This is a genomic window from Dactylosporangium sp. NPDC050688 (genome assembly GCF_040654515.1).
Classification (GTDB): Bacteria; Actinomycetota; Actinomycetes; order Mycobacteriales; family Micromonosporaceae; genus Dactylosporangium.
Genome location: NZ_JBFAIC010000030.1, coordinates 35,559 through 58,280, shown reverse-complemented (window position 1 = coordinate 58,280; position 22,722 = coordinate 35,559). Strand labels below are relative to the sequence as shown.

The 22,722-nt window shown below is 73.9% G+C and carries 20 protein-coding genes; 10 read left to right on the top strand and 10 right to left on the bottom strand.

The window, feature by feature from the left end; translation table 11 throughout:
- Nucleotides 1-256 precede the first annotated feature (256 nt).
- Both AB0H83_RS26560 and AB0H83_RS26555 read left to right on the top strand, forming a co-directional pair.
- On the top strand, nucleotides 257-1,582 hold the full coding sequence (locus AB0H83_RS26560; protein ID WP_360099081.1) for an amidohydrolase: 1,326 nt from the start codon (nucleotides 257-259) through the stop codon (nucleotides 1,580-1,582).
- 80 nt (nucleotides 1,583-1,662) lie between these two features.
- The gene (locus tag AB0H83_RS26555) at nucleotides 1,663-3,909 is read left to right on the top strand and encodes a hypothetical protein (protein ID WP_360098978.1); all 2,247 of its coding nucleotides are present in this window, start codon (nucleotides 1,663-1,665) and stop codon (nucleotides 3,907-3,909) included.
- Nucleotides 3,910-3,917: 8 nt separating this feature from the next.
- On the opposite strand, the gene AB0H83_RS26550 is transcribed toward AB0H83_RS26555, so the two are convergent.
- On the bottom strand, nucleotides 3,918-5,273 hold the full coding sequence (locus AB0H83_RS26550; RefSeq protein WP_360098976.1) for a DUF4349 domain-containing protein: 1,356 nt from the start codon (nucleotides 5,271-5,273) through the stop codon (nucleotides 3,918-3,920).
- Nucleotides 5,274-5,434: 161 nt separating this feature from the next.
- On the opposite strand from AB0H83_RS26550, the gene AB0H83_RS26545 reads away from it, so the two are divergent.
- On the top strand, nucleotides 5,435-6,061 hold the full coding sequence (locus AB0H83_RS26545) for an MBL fold metallo-hydrolase (protein ID WP_360098974.1): 627 nt from the start codon (nucleotides 5,435-5,437) through the stop codon (nucleotides 6,059-6,061).
- Nucleotides 6,062-6,066: 5 nt separating this feature from the next.
- On the opposite strand, the gene AB0H83_RS26540 is transcribed toward AB0H83_RS26545, so the two are convergent.
- Complete coding sequence (locus tag AB0H83_RS26540; protein ID WP_360098972.1) at nucleotides 6,067-6,654, bottom strand: exonuclease; 588 nt, start codon at nucleotides 6,652-6,654, stop codon at nucleotides 6,067-6,069.
- Nucleotides 6,655-6,676: 22 nt separating this feature from the next.
- Here AB0H83_RS26540 and AB0H83_RS26535 point away from each other — a divergent pair, with 22 nt between their 5' ends.
- The 3 genes from AB0H83_RS26535 (at nucleotide 6,677) to AB0H83_RS26525 (ending at nucleotide 9,242) form a co-directional block, all read left to right on the top strand.
- Nucleotides 6,677-7,477 carry a TolC family protein gene (locus AB0H83_RS26535; protein ID WP_360098970.1) on the top strand — a complete coding sequence of 267 codons (801 nt, stop codon included), beginning with the start codon at nucleotides 6,677-6,679 and terminating at the stop codon, nucleotides 7,475-7,477.
- 71 nt (nucleotides 7,478-7,548) lie between these two features.
- The gene (locus AB0H83_RS26530; protein WP_360098968.1) at nucleotides 7,549-8,298 is read left to right on the top strand and encodes a hypothetical protein; all 750 of its coding nucleotides are present in this window, start codon (nucleotides 7,549-7,551) and stop codon (nucleotides 8,296-8,298) included.
- Complete coding sequence (locus AB0H83_RS26525; RefSeq protein ID WP_360098966.1) at nucleotides 8,295-9,242, top strand: GNAT family N-acetyltransferase; 948 nt, start codon at nucleotides 8,295-8,297, stop codon at nucleotides 9,240-9,242. Before AB0H83_RS26530 ends, AB0H83_RS26525 begins: the two co-directional genes overlap by 4 nt.
- On the opposite strand, the gene AB0H83_RS26520 is transcribed toward AB0H83_RS26525, so the two are convergent.
- On the bottom strand, nucleotides 9,239-9,694 hold the full coding sequence (locus AB0H83_RS26520) for a gamma-glutamylcyclotransferase family protein (RefSeq protein ID WP_033358353.1): 456 nt from the start codon (nucleotides 9,692-9,694) through the stop codon (nucleotides 9,239-9,241). The two genes, AB0H83_RS26525 and AB0H83_RS26520, sit on opposite strands and share 4 nt — an antisense overlap.
- A 162-nt stretch (nucleotides 9,695-9,856) precedes the next feature.
- Here AB0H83_RS26520 and AB0H83_RS26515 point away from each other — a divergent pair, with 162 nt between their 5' ends.
- Entirely contained in the window at nucleotides 9,857-11,260 is a 1,404-nt protein-coding gene (locus AB0H83_RS26515) for an NAD(P)H-quinone dehydrogenase (RefSeq protein WP_360098964.1), read from the top strand.
- On the opposite strand, the gene AB0H83_RS26510 is transcribed toward AB0H83_RS26515, so the two are convergent.
- Both AB0H83_RS26510 and AB0H83_RS26505 read right to left on the bottom strand, forming a co-directional pair.
- Entirely contained in the window at nucleotides 11,257-13,218 is a 1,962-nt protein-coding gene (locus AB0H83_RS26510) for a protein kinase (protein WP_360098962.1), read from the bottom strand. The genes AB0H83_RS26515 and AB0H83_RS26510 overlap by 4 nt on opposite strands.
- A 65-nt stretch (nucleotides 13,219-13,283) precedes the next feature.
- Nucleotides 13,284-15,452, bottom strand: coding sequence for a hypothetical protein (locus tag AB0H83_RS26505; protein WP_360098960.1), 2,169 nt, complete (start codon nucleotides 15,450-15,452; stop codon nucleotides 13,284-13,286).
- A gap of 84 nt (nucleotides 15,453-15,536) precedes the next feature.
- On the opposite strand from AB0H83_RS26505, the gene AB0H83_RS26500 reads away from it, so the two are divergent.
- On the top strand, nucleotides 15,537-15,752 hold the full coding sequence (locus tag AB0H83_RS26500; RefSeq protein ID WP_360099079.1) for an acyl-CoA carboxylase subunit epsilon: 216 nt from the start codon (nucleotides 15,537-15,539) through the stop codon (nucleotides 15,750-15,752).
- On the opposite strand, the gene mscL is transcribed toward AB0H83_RS26500, so the two are convergent.
- Nucleotides 15,661-16,434, bottom strand: coding sequence for a large conductance mechanosensitive channel protein MscL (gene mscL / locus AB0H83_RS26495; protein WP_360098958.1), 774 nt, complete (start codon nucleotides 16,432-16,434; stop codon nucleotides 15,661-15,663). The genes AB0H83_RS26500 and mscL overlap by 92 nt on opposite strands.
- Before the next feature lie 27 nt (nucleotides 16,435-16,461).
- Here mscL and AB0H83_RS26490 point away from each other — a divergent pair, with 27 nt between their 5' ends.
- Nucleotides 16,462-17,076, top strand: coding sequence for a nucleoside triphosphate pyrophosphatase (locus tag AB0H83_RS26490; RefSeq protein ID WP_360098956.1), 615 nt, complete (start codon nucleotides 16,462-16,464; stop codon nucleotides 17,074-17,076).
- On the opposite strand, the gene AB0H83_RS26485 is transcribed toward AB0H83_RS26490, so the two are convergent.
- From AB0H83_RS26485 to AB0H83_RS26470, 4 genes are all read right to left on the bottom strand, one after another.
- Nucleotides 17,049-18,332 (bottom strand): MFS transporter, encoded by a 1,284-nt coding sequence (locus tag AB0H83_RS26485; RefSeq protein ID WP_360098954.1) that lies wholly within the window; start codon nucleotides 18,330-18,332, stop codon nucleotides 17,049-17,051. The two genes, AB0H83_RS26490 and AB0H83_RS26485, sit on opposite strands and share 28 nt — an antisense overlap.
- A gap of 69 nt (nucleotides 18,333-18,401) precedes the next feature.
- Nucleotides 18,402-19,157: an ABC transporter permease gene (locus AB0H83_RS26480; RefSeq protein ID WP_360098952.1), complete on the bottom strand. Its 756-nt coding sequence runs from the start codon at nucleotides 19,155-19,157 to the stop codon at nucleotides 18,402-18,404.
- 6 nt (nucleotides 19,158-19,163) lie between these two features.
- Nucleotides 19,164-20,120, bottom strand: a complete 957-nt coding sequence (locus AB0H83_RS26475) for an ATP-binding cassette domain-containing protein (RefSeq protein ID WP_360098950.1) — start codon at nucleotides 20,118-20,120, stop codon at nucleotides 19,164-19,166.
- An 83-nt stretch (nucleotides 20,121-20,203) separates the two neighbouring features.
- Nucleotides 20,204-20,845, bottom strand: coding sequence for a PadR family transcriptional regulator (locus tag AB0H83_RS26470; protein ID WP_360098948.1), 642 nt, complete (start codon nucleotides 20,843-20,845; stop codon nucleotides 20,204-20,206).
- Between the two features lie 85 nt (nucleotides 20,846-20,930).
- On the opposite strand from AB0H83_RS26470, the gene AB0H83_RS26465 reads away from it, so the two are divergent.
- Nucleotides 20,931-22,700, top strand: coding sequence for a biotin carboxylase N-terminal domain-containing protein (locus AB0H83_RS26465; protein ID WP_360098946.1), 1,770 nt, complete (start codon nucleotides 20,931-20,933; stop codon nucleotides 22,698-22,700).
- The last annotated feature ends 22 nt before the right edge of the window (nucleotides 22,701-22,722 follow it).

Genomic DNA, 22,722 nt, shown 5'->3' with positions numbered 1-22,722 from the left:
CGTCACTGTGCGTCGATCTGGGGCGACGATGACGGCGGCACCAAGGCGAAAAGTTACTCGCGACACCACGTGACCGTGGCGCCTGTCACCCGTTGTAGGAGGTGAGGGGTTCTTGTCTGAAGCGGACCGTGCACTTCCGACGGGGCCAGCAACTTTACGCCTCCAGTACCAATCAAGTGACGCTCAGCTATCCCAGCATCACGAGAATGATGTTGCGCTCCGTCACCTTGACCCAGTTAGTCTGTCCGTGGCACGCATGGGGCGGGCCGCTCCTTTAGACCGAAATAGAGAACTCACCGTGACGAGAGCGCTGACGCTGCCCGATCCTGCCGCCGCGGCGGCACGGGTCAGCAAGTTGACGTCGTCCTGGCCCGAGACTCCACCCGGGGCCGATCCGCTGCCCGGTCAGCTCGACCGCTGGCTCACCTCCCGGGGTGCCGAGCTCGTAGCCGTCCGACGTCACATTCACGCGCATCCGGAGCTCTCCGGCCAGGAGTTCGAGACGGCGGCCCTGGTCGCCCGCGAGCTGACCCGCGCCGGTCTGTCGCCCCGCATGCTGCCCAAGGGCAACGGCGTCATGTGCGACATCGGCTACGGCGACCGGGTCATCGCGCTACGCGCCGACCTGGACGCGCTGCCGCTGCCCGACACCAAGGACGTGCCCTACCGCTCCACCGTCGACAACGTCTGCCACGCGTGCGGCCACGACGTGCACACCACGATCCTGCTCGGCGTCGGTCTCGCCCTGGCCCAGCTGGCCGAGCGCGACGAGCTGCCCGGCCGGGTGCGGCTGCTGTTCCAGCCCGCCGAGGAGACGATGCCGTCCGGCGCGCCCGAGGTCATCGCGGCCGGCGGCCTGAAGGACGTCGCCGCGATCTACGCGCTGCACTGCGCGCCGCAGCTGCCGGTCGGGCTGGTCGGGGTCCGCTCCGGGCCGTTCACCGCCGCCGCCGACAAGATCGAGGTCCGGCTCACCGGGCGCGGCGGGCACACCGCCCGGCCGCACCTGACCGCCGACCTCGTCCACGCGCTCGGCCGGATCCTGGTGGACGTGCCGTCGCTGCTGGACCGCAAGCTCGACGCCCGCGCCGGGGTCTCCATGGTGTGGGGTGCCGTGCGGGCCGGCGAGGCGGCCAACGCGATCCCGATCGAGGGCATGGCCCGCGGCACGATCCGCGTGCTGAGCCGCGATGCCTGGCGCGACCTGCCCGAGCTGGTCACCAAGCTGGTCCACGACGTGATCGCGCCGACCGGCGCCGACGTCGAGGTCAAGTACACCCGCGGCGTCCCGCCCGTCGTCAACGACCGGCTCGCCACCGCCATCATCGCCGGCGCGGCCGGTGCCGCACTGGGCCCGGACCGCGTCGTCGAGGCCGAGATCAGCATGGGCGGCGAGGACTTCGCGTTCTACCTCGAAGGCGTGCCCGGCTCGATGATCCGCCTCGGCGTCGGCGTGCCCGGCTCCGACCACAAGGTGGACATCCACCAGTCGGCGTTCGACGTCGACGAGCGTGCGATCGGCCACGGCGTCCGGGTGATGGTGCACACGGCGCTCGCCGCCCTGAGCGCCGGCGCGTTCTGACCCGGGCCCCGCGAGCACCGCACCACCTGCGGGGACGACACCTCTATCGAAAAGCGTCACCGGTCTGATAGCCATGGGCCGTGGTCACTGAGTTGCGTGTGCACGGCGTCACGGGCACCCCGGCGGAGGACGTCCTCGACCGGCCGCTGCTGCGGCGGGTCGCGGGCGACACCGACGCCGGGTTCTTCCGCCCCCGCGCGGAGTACGGCGCGGTCACCGGCCCCGGCGGAGTGGCCCTGGAGGCCTACCGCTGGGGCAACCTCACCGCCGGAGCCGCCGCCCGGGCGCTGTGGCTGCTCCTGCTGCCGTTCATGTTCGCCAACGTCGCGATCTGGCTGCGCCCCGACGTCGGCACCCGGGCCAGGGCCGTGATCCGCGCGCTGACCAGGGTGTTCGCGCTGACCCTGACCGCGTCGTTCGTGCTGTCGTTCGTCGAGATCTCGATGGACCTCGTCGGCTGGCAGTGCGCGGCGCTGCCCCGCTGCCTGCAGGACCGCGGGTACCTGTCGGTGCTCGCCGACGGCACGTTCGCCACCACCAGCCGGCGGCTCGCCGTGACCGCCCTGGTGCCGGTCCTCGCGATCGCGTTCCTGTGGTTCCTGGGCCGGCGCACCTGGGCCCGGTACGAGGGCTACCCGGTCACCACCGACGGCGACGGCGACGGCCTGGCCCACCCGTGCTTCTGGAACGGCCGCCCGCTCGTCGGCCGGCTCCGCTCGCTGCACATCGCGGTCGCGTTCGGCACCCTCGACGCGGTGCTGCTCGGGGTGCTCGTCCCGCACGACCGCCACCCGGCCGGCTACGCCCTCGCCGCGGTCACCGCGCTGATCCTGCTGCTCGGGTTCGCGGCGGTGACCGTGCGCGCCGTCGTGGACCGCGACGTGCCGGCCGGCTGGGCGAAGCCGTTCACCCGGCTGCTCAGCCACGCCGCCGTCGGGCTGACCGGCCTGGTGCTCGCGTACGCCTGCCTCAAGCGCGACGAGTGGACCGCCACCGGCCGGATGCCGGTCTTCGGCGGCACCATCACCGTGCTGTTCGCGGTGCAGGTCGTGCTGATGCTCGGGCTCGGCGCGGTGGTCCTGGCCACCCGGCCGAGGGGCACGTTCCTGCAGGGCCTCGCGGGGCCGCTGATCGCCAGCACCGGCCTCGGCGTCGCGGTCGCGTTCGCCGCCGGGATGGCGTACCGGGTGGCCGACTTCCTCGACCGGCGGGCCGAGCCGTCCACCGCCGACTACGGCGAGGCCCGCCAGCTCATCGAGCCGCCGCCCGCGTACGAGTGGGCCGCGGCCGGCTTCGTCCTGCTGCTGGTGCTCGCGGTGCTGGTCGGGCTGAGCATGGGGCTGCCGCTGGTGCGCCGCCTGCGCCGCTACGCCCGGGTCGTCACCGACGCCGACTTCCGCGGCGGGCGGCAGCGCGACGGGCGCCGGGCCCGGCAGATCGACACCGCCGTCGCCGACTCCCTGGTCACCGACCACATTGGCCGGCTGCTCGTGTGGGTGTTCGTGCCGGCCGCCGCGGCGGCCGTCGTCGCGACCGGGTTCGCCCTGCTGGGGCGGCGGCCGATCCGGCTGGCGGCGTCGGGCTCGGCCGCGGCCGAGGTGATGTCGGCCGTCGTCACCCTGGGCACCTATCTCATCGGCCTGTCAGCGTTCGCGCTCGTGTTCATCGGCATCCTCGCGTACCGCTACCAGCGCTTCCGCCGGATCGTCGGCGTACTGTGGGACCTCGGTACGTTCTGGCCGCGGGCCGCCCATCCGCTGGCGCCGCCCTGCTACGCCGAACGGGTCGTCCCGGAGCTCGCCCGCCGTGCCGGGTGGCTCGCCGCCGAGCAGGGCGGGGTGATCCTGTCCGGGCACAGCCAGGGCACCGTCCTGGCCGCCGCGACCGTCCTGCAGCTGCCCCCCGAGGCGCAGGCCCGCACCACGCTGCTGACCTACGGCTCGCCCCTGCGCCGCCTGTACGCGCGGTTCTTCCCGGCCTACGTCAACGACGCGGTCCTGCAGCGCGTCGGCGCGGTGCTGGCCCGCCCCGAGGATGGCGTCCTCGACGCGGGTCAGCACGGCCCCCGTTGGGTCAACCTCTGGCGGGACACCGATCCGATCGGCGGCCCGGTGCAGTCGCCCACCGCACGGGATGTGCGGCTGGTGGACCCGCCGGGCTTCGACATCGCCCCGGGTGACACGGTGTTCCCCAAGGTTGACGGTCACTCCGGCTACCAGCTGCGGCCCGCGTTCGGCGCGGCCGTGGCCGGACTCGTGCAGATCCTGTCGGGCACCTCGGCGGAGCCGCCGACGGCGTCGAACCCGCCGGCGGACCCCGCCACCTGACCGGCCGGTCACCGGTCCTTGGGGTCGTCCTCGCCGCGCCGCGCCGCGGGCGGTGTGCGGTCCGGCCCCCGGTCGCCGGCAGGCGGCTCGGGGACCGGACCGGCACCGCCGCCGTCAGCCGGACCGCCGGCAGGCGGCGCGGAGACGGGGCCGGCCGCGCCCGCCGGCGCCGCATCGGCGGCGGGCGGCGCGGAGACCGCACCGTGGGCAGTCGGTGCGGAGCCGGGACCCCCGGCGGAACCAGGACCACCGACGGGACCGGGACCACCGGCGGGACCACCAACAGGACCACCAGTAGGGCCGCCGGTGGGGACCGGGCGGGTGGCGGGCGGCGCCGAGACCGGACCGCGGGCGGGCGGCACGGTGCCGGGCCGCGGCGCGGCCGGGAACGCCGGCGGGCTCCAGCCCGGCAGCGGACCCGCCGGCTGCGCACCCGCGGCGACCAGCGCCGGGCGCTTCGGGCCGAAGCGGCGGTACAGCCGGACCAGCAGGTACACCGGCACACCCAGCAGCAGGACCCACGGGGCGAGCCAGCCCAGCACCGTCAGCGCCACCTGCAGCGAGGCCAGGAACGCCTGCATGCCCTCCTTGAAGCCGGCCACGATGCCGATCTCGTCCTTGTCGCGGGTGACCGCGGCCTCCGGGCCGAGCAGCCGCAGCGTGATGGTCGACAGCGCGGTCAGGCCGTCGAGCTTGCGCTTGCGCGCCTGCAGCGACTCGAGGTCGGACAGGCGGCGCGACAGCTCCGACTCCAGCGAGGTGATCTCGCCGATCGTGGTCGCCCTCGCCAGCAGCGCCCGGATACGGTCGACGCTCGCCTCGGCGTTGTCCAGCCGCGCCTGCACGTCCACGACCTGGTCGGTCACGTCCTGCGCGGTGACGGTGCGGTCCTCCTCGTCGCCGAGCTCCTTGAGCTGCTCCAGCGTCGGGGTGAACTTCGCCGCCGGGATCCGCAGCACCAGGGTGCCGGTGGAGCGGCGGTCGTCGCTGCGGCGGTTGTCGCCGCCGACGAAGCCGCCCGCGGCGGTGGCGAACGAGATCGCCTTGGCGGCCGCGGCGTTGACGTCGTCCACGCGGACCGTCATCGTGCCGGCGTAGATGATCGAGCGGTTCTCGACGTCGAGGTTGCCGGGGGCCTTCTGACCGGTGTCCTGGCCGGGGTTCTGGCCGGGGTTCTGGGCCGGCTGCTCCTCCTTGGCGGGACCTGCGCCACCCTCGGCCGGTACCGCGCCGGGCGCCACCGCACCGCGGTCGGCCGAGCTGGGGACGGCGGAGTCGCTGCTGTCGGCGCCGCAGCCGCTCACCGCGACGAGCAGCGCGGCACCCACCGCCGTGAGGAACAGTCTGGTGCGCCTGACTGACATGACGCCTCCTGGGTAGGGTCGATCCGAGCGATCGAACTGCACCCTGGGACGCACCCGGGCGCCGCCCCGGTTCCCGCCCCAGCGTCACGGTTGCGACACGGCAGGGCCACGGCCAGAGCACGGCATCAGCGGCAGCAGCACTCGAGAGGGGACCGGAAAGCATGCGCGTCACCAAGTTCACGCACGCCTGTCTGCGCATCGAGCACGACGGCGGGGTGCTGGTGATCGACCCGGGGGTGTTCAGCGAGCCGGAGGCGCTCGACGGCGCCGACGCGGTGCTCATCACGCACGAGCACATGGACCACGTCGACATCGAGGCGCTGCGGGCGCTGAAGCAGCCCGAGCTCACCGTGCACACCCACGCCGACGTGGAGGCGCAGCTGGCCGATCTGGACGCCGACGTGTACGCCGTCGCGCCCGGCGACACGTTCGTCGCGGCCGGCATGACGGTGCGCGCCCACGGCGGCCGGCACGCGATCATCCACCCCGACATCCCGCGGATCGTCAACGTCGGCTTCGTGATCGACACGCCCGGCGGCGCGCTGTACCACCCCGGCGACGCGTTCCATGTGCCGGACGAGCCGATCGCCACCCTGTTCGTGCCGGTGTCCGCGCCGTGGCTGAAGCTCGCCGAGGCGATCGACTTCACCCGCGAGGTCGCGCCGGAGCGCGCGTTCGCGCTGCACGACAGCCTGCTGGTGGAGGCCGGTCAGCAGATGGTCACCGGGCACATGACCCGGCTGTCCGGCACCCGCTACGCCCGCCTGGAGCCCGGCGAGTCGATCTGAGGGCCCTACTGAGGGCCCGGCCAGGCCATCAGGTTGGCGAAGAGCTCCGCCTGCTCGACGGCGTCGTCGAGGGCGTGGTGCGTGTGCCGGCGCTTGGAGAGCAGGTGCGCCGGCATGCGCCCCTTCACCGCCGCGCCGATCGGCACGCCGGCCCGCACCGCGTAGAGGGTCTTGATGTCCAGGCAGCCGGAGTGGCCGAAGACGCTGGCGCCGGTGAAGCGCAGCAGGTACCAGTACAGGAACATCCAGTCGAACACGGCCGGGTAGGCGACGATGACCGGCCGCCCGGCGCCGGCCGTGCGGGTCACCCAGTCGCTGAGCTCGCCCATGGCGGTGGCCGGGTCGGCGCCGTCGCGCAGCAGCGCCGCCCGGTCCAGCCCGGACACCGCGAGCGCCGCCGGGACGAAGTCGTCGCTGATCGGGCGCAGCTCCCGGTAGAACGTGTCGGCGGTCGGGTCGGCCGCGGCGAACACCCCGTCGGACGTTCCGGCAAACCTTCCCGCGACCGCCAGCCCGACGCTCACCATCGAGTAGGGCCCCGGGATCGGGCCGTCGGCCTCGACATCGAGGGAGAAATAGACGTCCGCGCGCATCCGCTGATCCTACGATCGGGGGGTGGACGATGCGCTCGCCGCCGTGGTGGCCAGGCTCTACGCGGTGCCGCCGGAGGAGTTCGTGGCGGTGCGCGCCGAGGAGGTCGCCAGGGCCCGCCAGGCGCGCGACACCCGGCTCGCCGCCGCGATCGGCAAGCTGCGCAAGCCGACCGTCGCGGCGTGGCTGGTCAACCTGCTCGCCCACGAGCGGCCCGACCTGGTGGGGGAGCTGCTGCAGCTGGGCGCGCAACTGCGCGACGCCCAGCGCGAGCTGCGCGGCGGTGAGCTGCGCGAGCTGTCCACCCGCCGGCGCTCGATCGTCGCCGCCCTCGCCAAGGAGGCCGCCCGGCTCGCCGGCCCCGACCGGGGCAACCTGCCGCTGCCGGAGGTCGAGGGCACGCTCGCGGCAGCGCTCGCCGACGAGGCGGTCGCCGCCGCGGTACAGCAGGGGGCGTTGACGAAGTCGCTGGAGTACACCGGCTTCGGGGAGCCCCCGCGGCCGCAGCTGCGGCTCGTGCAGGGCGGCGAGGACGCGCCCCGGCTGAGCACCGTGACCGCGAAACGGTCCGCGCCGACGCAGGACGACCGCCAGGAGCGTGCCGAGGCCCGCCGCCGCGAGGAGGAGCGCCGCCGCGAGGAGGAGGAGCGGTCCAGGGCGGTCCGGCAGGCCCGGCGCGAGCTGATGACGGCGCTGCAGCAGCTCAGCGACGCCGAGACCGCGAAGGCCGAGGCGGAGCGCGCCGTCGCCGCCGCGCAGAAGGCCATCGCGTCGGCGGAGAAGCGGGTCAAACTCGCCCAGGACGCCCTCGCCGACCTGTCCTGAACCCGACCCGGGGACACCGCCACGAACGTGTGCCTACACGGTGATCGACCGGAGCAGGCAGAATGAGCCGGGTGACTCCCGAGCAGGCGGCAGCGGCGGCGAAGCAGGCCGTCCTGATGCTGGGCGGTGCGTTCAGCGACGACCCCAAGACCATGCGCCGGGCTCGGCAGATCGGCCTGACCGGCTGGGCGTTCTACGTCGCCGGCCGCGGCGGCGCCCTCGGCGACGTGCGGGCCGACACGGTGGCCGCGGCGCTCGGGTTCATCGCGCCCGAGGCCGTGCAGGACGGCTGGGACGCCGCCCGCAAGGTCGCCCCGCCCGAGCAGATCGCCGCCGACAACCTCGACGAGTGCTGCCGGTGGGGCCGCGAGCACCTGGAGAGCTTCTACGCGCTGCCCAAGCTCGTCGAGCTCGCCGAGCGGATCGTGGTCAGTGCCGAGACCGCCGGCATGCCGCTGTTCGCGGCATGGCGGGCGATGCCGCTGCCCGACGACTCACCCGGCGCCCGCGCCGCCGTCCTGGCGCACCTGCTGCGCGAGCACCGCGGCGCCGCGCACCTGCTCGCGATCCGCGCCAGCGGGCTGAGCCCCCTGGAGGCGATCATCGCCGGCCCCGAGGGGGAGGCGGGTGCGACGGCGTTCGGCTGGCAGCCGCCGTTCCCGCCGTTCGAGCCGCTCGTGCGGCGGCGCAGCTGGGCCGAGGCCCTGACCGACCGGATCGCCGGCGAGGCGTTCCGGGCACTGGCCCCCACCGAGCGCGTCGAGCTGGTCAACCTGCTCGACGCGGCGGTCACAACCGTCCAGGAGGCGGCACCCGTATGACAGCTCTGGCCGGCCTGGAGGGCTGGACCGTCCGCGGCTGCACGCTGCGCGACGTGCCGGCGATCCTGGCGATCACCCGGGCGAGCGATATCGCGGCGCTCGGTGAGCCCGACTGGTCCGAGGACGAGATCGTGGCGACGCTCACCGCCCCGACCGAGGACCCCGCCGTCGACACCTGGCTCGCGGCCGGGCCCGACGGTGAGCCGGTCGCGTGGGCGTATGTCGACAATCCGCAGCGCGGCGTCCGCGACAACGTCGAGCTCTACGCGTGGCCCGGCCGCGGCGAGCCGGCCTACGGCCCGCTGCTGCGACTGGCCGTGGCCCGGGCCGCCGAGCGGGCCCGCCGCAACGGCTTCGCGCGAGCCGTGCTGCGCGCCGGGACGCTCGCGTCGGAGACGGCGCTGGTGTCGGTACTGGAGGCGGACGGCTTCGCGTTCGTCAAGCGGCACGCCCGGATGACCCGGCCGCTGACCGGCGACGAGCGCGCCCCCTCGGGCTTCGACATCCGCCCTGTCCGGCAGGAGGAGCTGCCCCGCTTCCACGAGGTGCTGGAGTCGGCGTTCGCCGACACCCCGGACTTCCAGCCGACCCCGTACGACGCCTGGCGCGAGGCCGTGGCCGGCCTGCCATCGATCAGCTGGGACGAGTGGTTCGTGGCGCTCGTCGACGGCGAGATCGTCGGCGTGCTGCAGTCCGCCGACCAGGCCGTCGAGCGCGGCGAGGGCTGGATCAAGAACCTGGCCGTGCTGCGCGCGCACCGCAAGTCCGGCATCGGCGGGGCGCTGCTGCGCACGGCCTTCGCGGCCTACGCGGCGAAGGGCCGCGCCGGCGCCGGCCTGGGCGTCGACCTGACCAACCCGACCGGCGCGTACCACCTCTACGCCGGGGTCGGCATGACCGTGGTCTTCGCCGCCGACGTCTACGAGCGCACCCTCGACGTCTAGGGCATGGCGGTCTTCGTGGGGCGGGCCCGCAGCGCGTCGAGGTAGTCGGCGGGCGCCCCGGCCTTCGCGGCGGCGTTGGCGATCTCGGCGAGATACCAGGCCGTCGGCAGGCCGCCCTCGTACCCGTTGAAGACGTAGACCCACGCGGTAGCGTCACCGTCGAGGGTGGCGACGCGCAGGTGCAGCTTCTGGTACGTGCCGGCGAGCGCGCCCTCGACCTCGTCGAGCTGCTTCTCGTCGTTGGGGTGGACGTCGTAGAGCGCGACGAAGACCCGGTCGCCGGGCGACTCGACGATCGTGGTGACCGAGCCCTCCCAGCCGAGGACGTCCTCACCGGCAAACGTCAGCCGCCAGCCTTCCAGCCAGCCGGTGCCGATCATCGGCGAATACGGACAGTAGGCCCGCATGCGGGCTGGGTCCAGGTTCGAGCCATACGCGGCGTAATGGCGCACGGCGATGACGATAAACCCGTCAGGGTGCAGGAGAGAATACTGCAGAGCGTGTCGGATTCGGATCCACTCGTCGGCGCGCCGCCGCCGTTCGGCTGGGTCGCTGCCTGAGCCGTGCGCGGACGAGGGACAATGTGGCGACAAGGCCGAGAAGGGGTGGCGTGCGTGGGCCGGATCGTGATCATCGGAGGGGGCCCGGCGGGCTACGAGGCGGCCCTGGTCGCCGCGCAGCTCGGTGCCGAGGTCACCGTGATCGAGGCCGAAGGTGCTGGCGGTGCGTGCGTGCTGCACGACTGCGTGCCGTCCAAGACCTTCATCGCCAGCTCAAGCGTGGTGACCGCGCACCTGGACACCGAGGAGTTCGGGGTCATGGGGCCGCCCGGCGACGACGTGCGTGTCGACGGCCCGGCCGTGCACCGGCGGGTGAAGCGCCTGGCGGCGGCGCAGTCCAGCGACATCCACTCGAAGCTCGTCAAGGCGGGGGTCGAGTTCGTCACGGGCACTGCGCGCCTCGGTGAGGATACGCTCGGTCACACCCATGCGGTGCAGATCACACCGGCCGGCGGTGACGCTCCGTATGTGATTGCGGCCTCAACGGTACTGCTGGCCTCCGGCGCGACGCCGCGGGTGCTGCCGACGGCGGCGCCGGACGGCGAGCGCATCCTGGACTGGCGGCAGGTGTACGACCTGCCGCAGCTGCCCGAGCGCCTCATCGTCGTCGGGTCCGGGGTGACGGGCGCGGAGTTCGCCTCGGCGTACCTGGCCATGGGCATCGACGTGACGCTCGTCTCCAGCCGGGACCGGGTCATGCCGCACGAGGACCCCGACGCCGCGATGGCGATCGAGCGGGTGTTCCGGGCGCGGGGCATGACGATCCTCAACAACTCCCGCGCCGCCGCCGCCCGGCGGGTCGACGGCGGGGTGGTGGTCGAGCTCGCCGACGGCAGGTCCGTCGAGGGCTCGCACGTGCTGATGGCGGTCGGCTCGGTGCCGCAGACGGCCGCGCTCGGGCTCACCGAGTACGGTGTCGAGGTCGCCCCCGGCGGCTATGTCACCGTCGACCGGGTCTCCCGGACCAACGTCCCCGGCATCTACGCGGCCGGTGACTGCACCGGCCTGCTGCCCCTGGCCAGCGTCGCCGCCATGCAGGGACGGATCGCCATGTGGCACGCGCTCGGCGAGGCGGTCGCCCCGCTGAAGCTGAGCACCGTCGCCGCGAACGTGTTCACCGACCCCGAGCTCGCCTCCGTCGGCATCACCCAGTCCGACATCGACAGCGGCCGCGTCCCGGCCCGCTCGGTCATGCTGCCTCTCGCGGGCAACGCCCGGGCCAAGATGGACGGGCTCGACGACGGGTTCGTGAAGATCTTCTGCCGGCCGGCGTCCGGCCTGGTCGTCGGCGGGGTCGTCGTCGCGCCCAAGGCGAGCGAGCTGATCATGCCGATCGCCATGGCGGTGGAGAACCACCTGAGCGTCGACCAGCTCGCGCACACCATCACGATCTATCCGTCGATCTCGGGCTCGGTCGCCGAGGCCGCCCGGCAGCTGATGCTGCACGCCGAGGATTAGGCCGTCACCCGGAACGACAGCTTGATGATGTTGAGCTTGTTGACGGTGGCGGAGTCGTCCCACTGCGCGTCCGGGGTCTGCCAGTAGATGGCGTGGCCCCGGCCCGGGTGGACCCGGCAGCCCAGGTTGGAGATGTGCAGGCGGCCGTTCGTCGCCGTGTACCGCCACTGCCAGTCGGCGCAGGCCCAGCCGTCGCGGAAGGCGACCGGCACGATCATCACCCGCTCGTAGGCGGGGTAGAGCTGGTTTCTGAGCCGGGTCTGCTCCTGGCCGCGCCAGTCGTCGACCGGGTCGCCCTGCGGCGGCGTGAACGACGTGTCGATCGCCATCTCCCACCGCCCGTCGAGGGGGTCGGTGAAGGAGATCATCGACGGGTAGCTGGGCCGCTTCACCGAGCGCACCCAGCCGTTCGGTACGGCCACCGCCCAGCCGTACGTGGCGTCGGTCTCCCAGTGGAAGCCCGCCGGCAGGTCCATGACGGTGCCCCCGATGGTGCCCCGGACCTGCGGCGACTCGCTCGGGGTGGGGCTGGTCGCGCCGGACGTCGCCGGCCCGGCCGGCAGGTTGGTGGCCTGCGCGCCGGTCGGACCGGTCTGCGGCCGGTCGTCGTCACCGGAGCCGGCGATCATGACGCTGGCCCCGACGAGCAGGGCCAGCGCGACGACGACCGCGGCGATCCAGCGGCCGCGGTGCTGCCCGCCCGGGACGGTGTCGACGGCGCCGCCGTCCTCGCCCGTCCCGGCGGGGGCGTCCGGCCGGGTCGGGCGGGAGTACAGGCCCGCCCCGACCGGCGGGGACTCCGGCACCTCCGCGCTGCCGCGGGCCTTGCTGGGGAAGCCGGTCTGCGCGGGGGCGCCGGCGGACGGCCCCTGGTCCCACCGCGGGGCGTCGGTCGGCGGCGGGCTGGTCTGCTCCAGGCCCGCGGGCGGCGAGCTGACCGGTGCGTCCTGCTCGGGGGAGCCCCCGCCGAGCGGCTGCGACGAGCCGCGCGAGGACGGACCCTGGGACGACGGGCCGCGTGCGGGGCCGCGCGACGACGGGCCGCGTGAGGAGCCGCCGGAGAGGCCGCGCAGCCCGGCCGGGTGGCCCTCCCGGGAGCGGCGCGGCCGGGGCAGGCTCCACGACCAGGCCCGGCCCTCGCCGGCCGCGGCGCGCTGCAGCAGCCGCTCCGTCTCGGCGACGCCGGCGCGGGCGCGCGGGTCCTTGCGCAGCAGCGCGTTGAGGACCGGCTTGAGCACGCCCGCCCGGGTCGCCGGGTCGGGGTCCTCCGTCGCCAGGGCGGTCAGCGTCGCGTACGTCGTGGAGCGCGCATACGGGGAGCGGCCCTCGACGGCGGCGTACAGCGTGGCGCCGAGCGACCACAGGTCGGACTCGGGCCCGGAGGTGCCCTCGCGGGCCCGCTCCGGCGAGATGTACTGCGGGGAGCCGAGGATCAGCCCCGGGCGGGTGACCGCGCCGTCGCCGCCCTCGAAGACGGCGAGCCCGAAGTCGGTGAGCACCACCCGGCCGGTGTCGGCGAGCAGCACGTTGCCGGGCTTGACGTCGCGGTGCAGCACCCCGGCGGCGTGCGCGGCCTTCAACGCGTTGAGCACCGCGAGGCCGATCTGCGCGGCCCGCTCCGGCGGCAGCGGCCCGTCGTCGGTGATGACCTGGTGCAGCGAGCGCGACGGCACGTACTCCATCACGATCCACGGTGCCTGCTCGCTCTGCACGACGTCGTAGATGCGCACCACGTTGGCGTCGTTGAGCCGGGCGGCGGCGCGGGCCTCGCGCAGGGTGCGCAGCCGCAGCTCCTCGCGCTCCTCGGCGGTCAGCCCCTCGGGCGGGACGACCTCCTTGATCGCGACGTCGCGGCGCAGCATCTCGTCGCGGGCGAGCCACACCCGGCCCATGCCACCGGCGCCGAGCGACTCGATCAATCGGTAGCGCTCGGCGATCAGGGATCTGGACGGCGTCATCACCGCAGACGCTACCCAACGGGGGCATGTTGCAGACAGCCCGGATCCTGCTCAGGTCACTCTTCTCAGTCGGTGCGGGACCGCAGCACCATGACCAGCAGGATGACCAGCCCGATACCGACCAGACCGGCGCCGATCAGGGCCACGGGCAGGATGCGGAACGTGTCGAGCACCTTCTGCTGGGTCGGCGCCGCGTCGTCGGCGGTGAAGGTCACCGTCACGGTCACCGTGTACAGGTCGACGTCCTTGCCGGCGTCCTCGCCGATGGCGACGGTGCCCGGGATGGCCAGCGGCGCGTTGCCGGGCGCCGGGTCGAGGGTCGCGCCGACGGTGACCGTGGCACCGCCCGCGACCGGGGCCGACGGGCGCTGCACCGTGCACCGCGCCGGGTCGAGGAAACCCAGCGGCGTGGGCAGCGTGGCCTCGCTGTTGTCGCCCTCCGGGAGCACGACCCGGCCGGTCGAGCCGTCGGTGCACTCCAGGTCGAGCACGACGGGCCCGCCGCGGCCGCTGGTGCTGCCCGCGAACCGCACCGTGACCTGCAGCTGGTGCGCCTCCTCGAACAGGTAGGTCGCGGTGCACTTCGCGGCCGGCTCGGCGGCGGTGAGCGGCACGACGTCGGCGCCGACGTTCGGCACGTCCTGCGACTCGCCCGGGTCGCAGGCGAACGAGCTGAGCCGCCAGCTGCCGTCGACCGTCGCGAGCGGCGGCAGCGGCGTCACCAGGTACTCCCCGAGCGGCAGCGCGCCGGGCACGCCCTGGGCGATCGCGGCCTCGCCGAACGCGGTGGTGGTCGCGACGCCCGACCAGCCGGGCACGCCCTGGGTGCGCGGCGTGATCACGAACGACGCCGCGCCGACGCCGCCGACGGTCACCGAGCGCAGCTGGATGCTGCCGCCCTTGCGGGTGACCCGCAGCGTGCAGTCGGTCGGGGCACCGGCGGCCACCAGGACCGTGACGGAGAGCCCCTCGGGCTTGACCTCGGTCCCGCCGCACGCGGCCCCCGTGAGGCTCCACGCGGCGGCCTCGCCGGCCGGGGCGGTCAGCGTCACCGGGTACGCGCCCGGCAGCAACGTGGACAGGTCGGCCCCGGTCGCGACGACCGCGGAGCCGTCCCCGGCCGGCGCGGCCTGCAGCAGGCGTGGCGGGTCGGCGCCGCCGCCGGAGGCGACGGACAGGTTGAACGCGCCGCCGGGCGCGTCGCCGAAGAGCCGCAGCGTCAGCCCGGGCGGCGACGCCGGCGGGGTGTAGGTGAACGTGCAGGTGACGACCTCACCGGCGGCGAGGGTCACGGTGGCGGTGCCGGTCGGCACGTCGGTCGTGGAGAGGCTGCGCCCGGCGCCGCTCTTCGCGCAGCTCAGGTCGGTGAGCGTCCAGCCGGCCGGGGTGCGCGACACGACCGTGCCGGGCGCCCCGCCGGAGCTGCGCACCAGGGTCGCGTCGGTGCTCGCGTCGGCGTGGATGCGCTGGTCGGCGGCGTAGCTGGCGCTGGCGTCGAAGGCGAAGCGCTGCGGGTAGCCGACCGGCGTCGCGGTGCGGGCCCTCACCACCAGCGTGCCCGGGGCCTGCGCGGACTTCACGTAGTACGCGAAGCAGAACACGTGCCGCACGCCCGCGGGGAAGCCGAGCCACTGCACGTTGCCGCCGGCGTGACCGTCGGCGGCGCAGCGCAGGACGCCGAAGCCGTACCCCGGGCGGCTCGCGGCCAGCAGCGGGTCGCCGGGCGTGCCGCCCTGCACCCACAGCTGCCGGTGCGTGGCCGCGCTCGCCTGCTCCGGGGACAGCTGCAGGGTGACCGCGCCGTCGATGAGCTTGTCGGTCCTGCGCCCGGTCGCGTCCAGCAGCGGCACCTGCGCCGTGGTCTCGCCGGAGTCGACGGCGGGGGCGGTCACCGTCGACAGCGCGCCCTTCTTCTCCTGGCCCGGCCCCAGCGAGAAGTGCCAGCCGGGCAGCGCCGTGCAGCCCGCGCCGTTGGCCGCCTCGATCGCCGGGTCGACCGCCTGGCCGTCCTTGTAGGCGCTGCCGCGGCCAGGTGCCGACGCCGCCTCGATCCGGTCGTCGCGGACGCGGTTGGCCATGACGTCGGCGTACGAGTCGCAGGAGCGCGCCGCGAACGTGATCCGGTAGCGCAGCGATGCGGAGACGGCGGCCGGCTGCTCGCCCTCGCGGGCCCCGGCGGGCGCCGCGGGCAGCAGCGTCGCGAGCAGCACGCCGACGAAGAGCGCCGATGCCACCCGGAATGGGACGTTTGTCAATGCGCCCCCCAAACTCGCCATCGACTCCCGTTCCGCTTGAGTATGCGCCGCCGATGCATGCGTATGCTCGCAGGACGGCAACGTTTCGCACACTTTCAGGGGGTCACGGTGCCCGAGGAACCGCTGTTCAAGGTCGTTCGCGGCACGCCGACGGCCGAGGAGGTCGCGGCGATCGTCGGCGTGTTGCTCAGCCGGCGGGCCGCGCCGGTGGCGGCTCCGGCGCCGGTGTCGCGCTGGCGGCAGAGCGCCCGGCCGGGGTCCCGTCCCCGCTGGCGGTAGCGCCCGCGGACGGATGCCCGGGTCCGCCGCCATCCGGTCCGCCCGTCGCCGACGGTTCGCCCACCGGCGGTTGACCTGCCGTGGGGCCGGCAGTGGGATCGGCCAGTGGTTCGGTGCGCGGGTCGGCGGCCGGGGCCTCGTCGGCGCGCGGCCCGTCGGCGGGTGGTGGGGTCGTCGGGGGTCGCCGGCGCGGGATCGCGATCGGCGGCAGGGCGGGCAGGGTCGGCCAGCGGCGCGCCTCCCGCTCGTCGAGCAGGCGCTCGGCCTCGGCGAGGGTCGGCAGGTCCGCGACGAGCTGCTGGCCGCAGGAGCGGCAGATCAGCGCGGCGCCCGGGACCCGGTCGTAGCAGAAGGGGCACTGCCGCTGGTCCAGGGACCGGCCGCGCTCGACGCCGACCCAGGCCATGAACTTGATGATCACGAACATGGCGACCGCCAGCAGCATGAACTGCAGCAGGTCGTTGAGGAACACGCCGTACTTGATCGGGGTGCGGTGCAGCGTGATCTGCAGCTTCTGGAAGTCCGGCTCGCCCACCACCGCCGCGACGACCTGCAGGAACAGGTTCGTCACGAACGACTGCACGAGCGTGGCGAACGCGGCTCCGATGATGAAGCCCAGGGCCAGGTCCAGGACGGTGCCGCCGATCGCGATCGCCTTGAACTCCGCCCAGAGCTTCCGCATGGCCGCGATGGTACTAACGTCCGTCCCGTGAAGACGTTCATCCTCGCCTCGGCCAGCCCCGCCCGTCGCAACCTGCTGCGGTCCGCCGGGATCGAGCCCCGGGTCATCGTCAGCGGCGTCGACGAGGCCGCGGTGGAGGCCGAAGGCGGCGCCGGCCTGCCCGGCACGCTCGCCGAGCGCAAGGCTTTTGCGGTCGCCGGCGCGCTCCCGCCGGACCTCGCCGGGGCGCTCGTGCTGGGCTGCGACTCGATGCTGGCCTTCGACGGCGAGGTGCTCGGCAAGCCCGCCGACGCCGCCGAGGCGGTGGCCCGGTGGAAGGCGATGCGGGGGCGCTCCGGCGTGCTGCAGACCGGGCACTGCCTGATCGACACGGCGACCGGCAACAATGCCGCGAAGACCGTCGAGACGGTCGTGCACTTCGCCGAGCCCGACGACGAGGAGGTGGCGGCCTACGTGGCGACCGGCGAGCCGCTGCATGTGGCCGGCGCGTTCACCATCGACGGGCTCGGCGGCGTGTTCGTCGAGCGCATCGAGGGCGACCACGGCAACGTGGTCGGGCTGTCGCTGCCGACGCTGCGGACGCTCATGACGATCCTGGGCGTGCGGCTGACCGACTACTGGTCGGACAGGACCGGGTCATGACGGGACGGACGCCGGCGCGCACCGGAGCGCCGGCGCTCGTGCCCGCGTCCGGCCCGGCGGCCGGCGGGCTCACACCGGCTCGACGGCTCGACGGCTCGGCGCGGCGCCACGGGCTGGCCGGCGCGCTCCAGCTGCGTCACCACCACCGCGCTGAGCAGCAGGAACGCGGGCACGAGCAGAAACGCGGGGTGCGGGCCGACCGCGTCGGCGAGCGAGCCCAGCGCGAACGGGGCGACCGCGAAGGAGATCCCGACGGCGAAGGAGGCCCGGGCCGCGGCGAGGTCCGGCCGGCCGCCGGAGTGCGCCAGGGCCAGGCCGATGCCGAGCGGGTAGTGCAGGCCGACGCCGAGCCCGCAGACGAACAGGCCGAGCATCGCCGGCCACGGCACCGTCGCCGCCCAGAACAGCGCGAACCCGGCCGCCGACACGCCCAGCGCGGCCAGGAGCACGCGGGTGGGGCGGTGCCGCAGCAGCAGCCGCCCACCGGCGATCCTGCCGGTCACCATGCCGGCGATCATCGTCGACACCGCGGCCGTGGCGACCCCCGGCGACACGCCCGCGTGGGCGCGCAGCACGTCGCTGCCCCACAGCGTCAGGCAGACCTCGACCGAACCGGTCGCGAACAGGCTCGTCGCGGCCAGCCAGTACGCGGCCGGCAGCCGTCCCGCGCCCGCGCCGTGCGGGTCGCCGTGCGGGAGGGGTTCCGGTGCCCGTACACCCGCGAACACCGCCAGCAGGACGGTCGGGACCACCACGAGCACCAGGCCGGTGCGCCACCCGAGACCGAGGCCGTAGGCGAGCCCCACGACCAGCGGGGCGACCAGGCCGACGGCGGCGGCCGCGGCGTTGGCCTCGCTGATCGCGGCCGGGCCGGCGGTGCCGTGGTGCTCGGTGAGGGCCGCGACGACCCCGTTGACCAGCAGCGACCCGCCGAACGACGCAAGGGTCGCGAAGGTCAGGGTCAGCGCCAGGTGGTGCGCGGCGAACATGCCCATCGCGGCGGCGCTGACCAGCGTCAGGCCGGCCCAGATGAGGCGGTTGCGGCCGTACCGCCGGGTCAGCGCGGGGATGACGGCGCCGCCGATGATGCCGCCGACCGCGAAGCCGGTGCCGTGCAGGCTCGCGAGCGTGCGGCTGATGTGCAGCTCGTCGCGCAGCAGCGGGGCCACCGGCCCGAACCCGTAGAGGAAGTAGCACCACAGGGAGAGCTGCACATAGATGACCCAGGTCAGGCGGTCACGGACGAGTCGCGGCACCACCTGACGGTGTCACGGCCCCTCCCGGGGTGGAAGGGGCCGTGACGGTGATGGTCGTTACCGGTACAGCTAGCGCACGCCCCTGGCGAAGGCGCGGGACGCCCAGACGACGGTGACCAGGGTCAGGCCGCCGATGACCGCCCCGGCCTGCCACACCGAGTCGGCGCCCGGGTCGCCGGCGAACAGGGCCCGGACGCCGTCGGTGGCCCAGGAGAACGGGTTCCAGTCGGCGACGCGCCTGAGCCAGCCGGGCGCGAACGTGAGCGGCAGCAGGATGCCGGCGGTCAGCAGCAGCGGCTGCGAGATCGTGTTGAGCAGCGGCGCGAGGGCGTCCTCGCTGCGCAGCTTCAGCGAGATCGCGTACGAGAACGCGGACAGCATCAGCGAGATGACCGCCATGAGGGCGAACGCGCCGAGCACGTCCAGCACGCCGACGCTCAGGCCGAACCCGACCGCGACGACGACGATGAGCGCCGCCTGGAACAGCAGCGACACGACGTCGCGCAGCGACCGGCCGACCAGCAGGGCCAGGCGGCTGACCGGGGTGACCCGGCTGCGCTCGATGACGCCGGCGCGCAGCTCGGCGATCAGGCCGAAGCCGGTGAACAGCGAGCCGAACATCGCCAGCAGCACCAGCAGGCCGGGGACGAACAGCTCGTAGGCCTCGGCGTCGGTGCGCACGCCCAGGGCCGGCTTGAGCAGCGGGGCGAACAGCAGCAGGTAGAACAGCGGCTGCACGACCCCGACGATCAGCCACACCGGCTGGCGGAGCATGAGCTGCATCTGGCGGGCGAAGACGAGCCAGGTGTCGCGGAGGAATTTCATCGCTACTCAGCTTTCCCGAAGTGAACGGCCGGTCTTGGTGAGGAAGACGTCGTCGAGGCTGGGGCGGTGCAGCTCCATCTGCTTGAGCTCGACACCGGCGTGGTCGAGCAGGCGCAGGATGTGCGGGATCGCGACGGAGCCCTCGTCCACGTACAGCCGCAGCGAGTGGTCCTGGCTCTGCTCGATCTTGCGGACGTAGTCCTGGCCGCGCAGCAGCGCGGTGGCGGCCTCGGCGGCGCCGTTGACGCCGACGGTGACGACGTCGCCGGCGACCTCGCGCTTGAGGTCGTCGACGGTGCCCTCGGTGACGATCTCGCCGTGGTCCATGATCGCGATCCGGTCGCAGAGGGCGTCGGCCTCGTCGAGGTAGTGCGTGGTGATGAAGACCGTCATGCCCTCGTCGCGCAGGCGGCGGACCTCGTCCCACATGTGGGCGCGGCTCTGCGGGTCCAGGCCGGTGGTCGGCTCGTCGAGGAACACCACCTTCGGCCCGTGGATGATGCCGAGCGCGATGTCGACCCGCCGGCGCTGGCCGCCGGAGTAGGTCTTGGTCTTGCGGTCCGCGTACTCGGTCAGCTGGAACGCCTCGAGCGCCTTGGTCGCCCGCTGCTGCGCCTCGGCCTTGTGGATGCCGTAGAAGCGGGCCTGCAGCACCAGCTCCTCGCGGGCGGTGCTCTCGTCCCAGGTGCTGCCGCCCTGGGCGACGTAGCCGATACGGCGGCGCACCTCGCCGGGGTCCTTGAGCAGGTCGGCGCCGGCGATGACGGCCTCGCCGCCGTCGGGTGTGATGAGCGTGGCCAGCATCCGCAGCGTCGTGGTCTTGCCGGCGCCGTTGGGGCCGAGGAAGCCGTAGATCTCCCCCTCCTTGACGGAGAGGTCGACCCCTCGCACCGCCTCGACGACCCTGGTCTCTCGACCGGCCCTGGAGCGGTACGACTTCCGCAGGCCCTTCGTCTCGATCATGACGGACTCCCCTGTCGTCTCGTGTTCGCAGGGGCAACGTAACGCGATATAGTTTATGTCGTCAAGACTTCTCTATATCGCGTTTACTCCTCGTCCCCGTCGTCGGGCTCGCCGAACTGCTCCCGGATGGCCTTGCGCCAGGCCTCGGCGCTGTGCTCGCCGGCCTCCTCGACCTCGTTGAAATGCACGCCCTCACCAGCCTCGACCCGGGCGGCGACGTCGTGGCACCAGCGGGCCTCCGCCTCGGCGCGCACGGTGGTCAGCTCGAACTGCCAGGCGACGTGCGGGGGCTTGCCGACCGCCCACTCGTCCGCGCTATCGCGATAGGTCGCCACCCAGCTCTCCAGGAGCCGTGCCCGGGCCCGCAGCGCGCCGGCCGCCTCGGCCCGCGGCAGCGACGGCAGGAACGCGAACGCGGCGAGGAACGGGTCGATCGGCTCCTTGTACTCCCACCAGTACCGGCGCAGCAGCGCTTGGTACTCGACCTCGCCGGCCTTGGTCAGCCGGTACCGGGTGCGGGCCGGCCGGCCGCCCACCTGCTCGGTGCCGACCGCCTCCAGCAGGCCCTCGTCGGTCAGCTTGCGCAACGCGTGATAGATCGACCCGGGCTGGACGTCGGCCCAGCTCTCCACGTTCCAGCTGGCCAGCTCCTTGCGGATGTCGTAGCCGTGGACGGGCTGCAGGTACGAGATCAGCCCCATGATCATCAAACGCGTATTAGACACCGTTTGACTATGACATTGTTGGCAACGGCGACTGTCGTACAGGTCGCTTAGACTGCGCGGAGGGTTACCCAAGGGAGCGTTCAGCGTGCGCAAGGTTCTCATCGCCAACCGGGGCGAGATCGCCGTCCGCGTCATCCGGGCCTGCCGCGACGCCGGCCTGGCCAGCGTGGCGATCTACGCCGACTCGGACCGCGACGCGCTGCACACCCGGCTCGCCGACGAGGCCTATGCGCTCGGCGGTGACACCGCCGCGGCGTCCTACCTGCGCATCGACCGGGTGATCGAGGTCGCCCTCGCCGCCGGCGTTGACGCCGTGCACCCCGGCTACGGGTTCCTCTCGGAGAACGCGGACTTCGCCCAGGCGGTCATCGAGGCGGGGCTCACCTGGATCGGGCCCGCCCCGCAGGCGATCCGCGACCTCGGCGACAAGGTCACCGCGCGGCACATCGCCCAGCGCGCCGGCGCGCCCCTCGTGCCCGGCACCGCCGAGCCCGCCCGCGACGCCGACGAGATCGTCGCGTTCGCCCGGGAGCACGGCCTGCCGGTCGCCATCAAGGCCGCCTTCGGCGGCGGCGGCCGCGGGCTGAAGGTCGCCCGCACCATCGAGGAGATCCCGGCCCTGTTCGAGTCCGCGACCCGCGAGGCGGTCGCGGCGTTCGGCCGCGGCGAGTGCTTCGTCGAGCGGTATCTCGACCAGCCCCGCCACGTCGAGGCCCAGGTCCTCGCCGACCAGCACGGCAACGTGATCGTCGTGGGCACCCGCGACTGCTCCCTGCAGCGGCGCCACCAGAAGCTCGTCGAGGAGGCGCCCGCGCCGTTCCTCACCGACGCCCAGCGCGCGCAGATCCACGAGTCGGCGAAGGCCATCTGCCGCGAGGCGGGCTACCACGGCGCCGGCACCGTGGAATACCTGGTCGGCAACGACGGCACCATCTCCTTCCTGGAGGTCAACACCCGGCTGCAGGTCGAGCACCCGGTCAGCGAGGAGACCGCCGGCATCGACCTGGTCCGCGAGCAGTTCCGCGTCGCCGACGGCGAGAAGCTGCGTTTCGACACCGACCCCGAGCCGCGCGGGCACTCCATCGAGTTCCGCATCAACGGCGAGGACCCGGGCCGCGGCTTCCTGCCCGCCCCCGGCACTGTCACCGAGCTGCGCCTGCCGACCGGCCCGGGCGTGCGCGTCGACACCGGCATCGAGTCCGGCAGCGTCATCGGCGGCAACTTCGACTCCCTCCTGGCGAAGGTCATCGTCACCGGCGAGACCCGGGAGCAGGCCATCGAGCGGGCCCGCCGGGCCCTGGACGAGATGGTCGTCGACGGCATGGCCACCGCGCTGCCCTTCCACCGCGCCGTCCTGCGCGACGAGGCCTTCACCGCGGCGCCGTTCCGCGTGCACACCCGCTGGATCGAGACCGAGTGGGTCAACACGGTGCCGCCGTTCGCCGCGCCCGCCGGTGACCTGCCCGCCGCCGAGGAGCGCTCGACGGTCGTGGTCGAGGTCGGCGGCAAGCGCCTGGAGGTCTCCCTGCCGGCCGGCTTCGGCACGGCCGCCGCAGGCCCGGCCGCGGGCGCCGCGGCTGGTGCCGGTGCCGCGCCGCGCCGCCGCGCCGGCGCCAAGAAGCAGGCCGGCGCCGCCGGCGGCGGCGACGCCCTCACCAGCCCCATGCAGGGCACCATCGTGAAGATCGCAGTCTCTGAGGGTGACACGGTCGCCGAGGGGGATCTGATCGTTGTGCTGGAGGCGATGAAGATGGAGCAGCCCCTCAACGCCCACAAGGCCGGCGTCGTCACCGACCTGTCCGCCAAGGTCGGCGAGGTCGTCTCCTCGGGCGCCGTCATCGCGACGTTGAAGTAGCCCGCCGGCCGGTCGGCCCCGG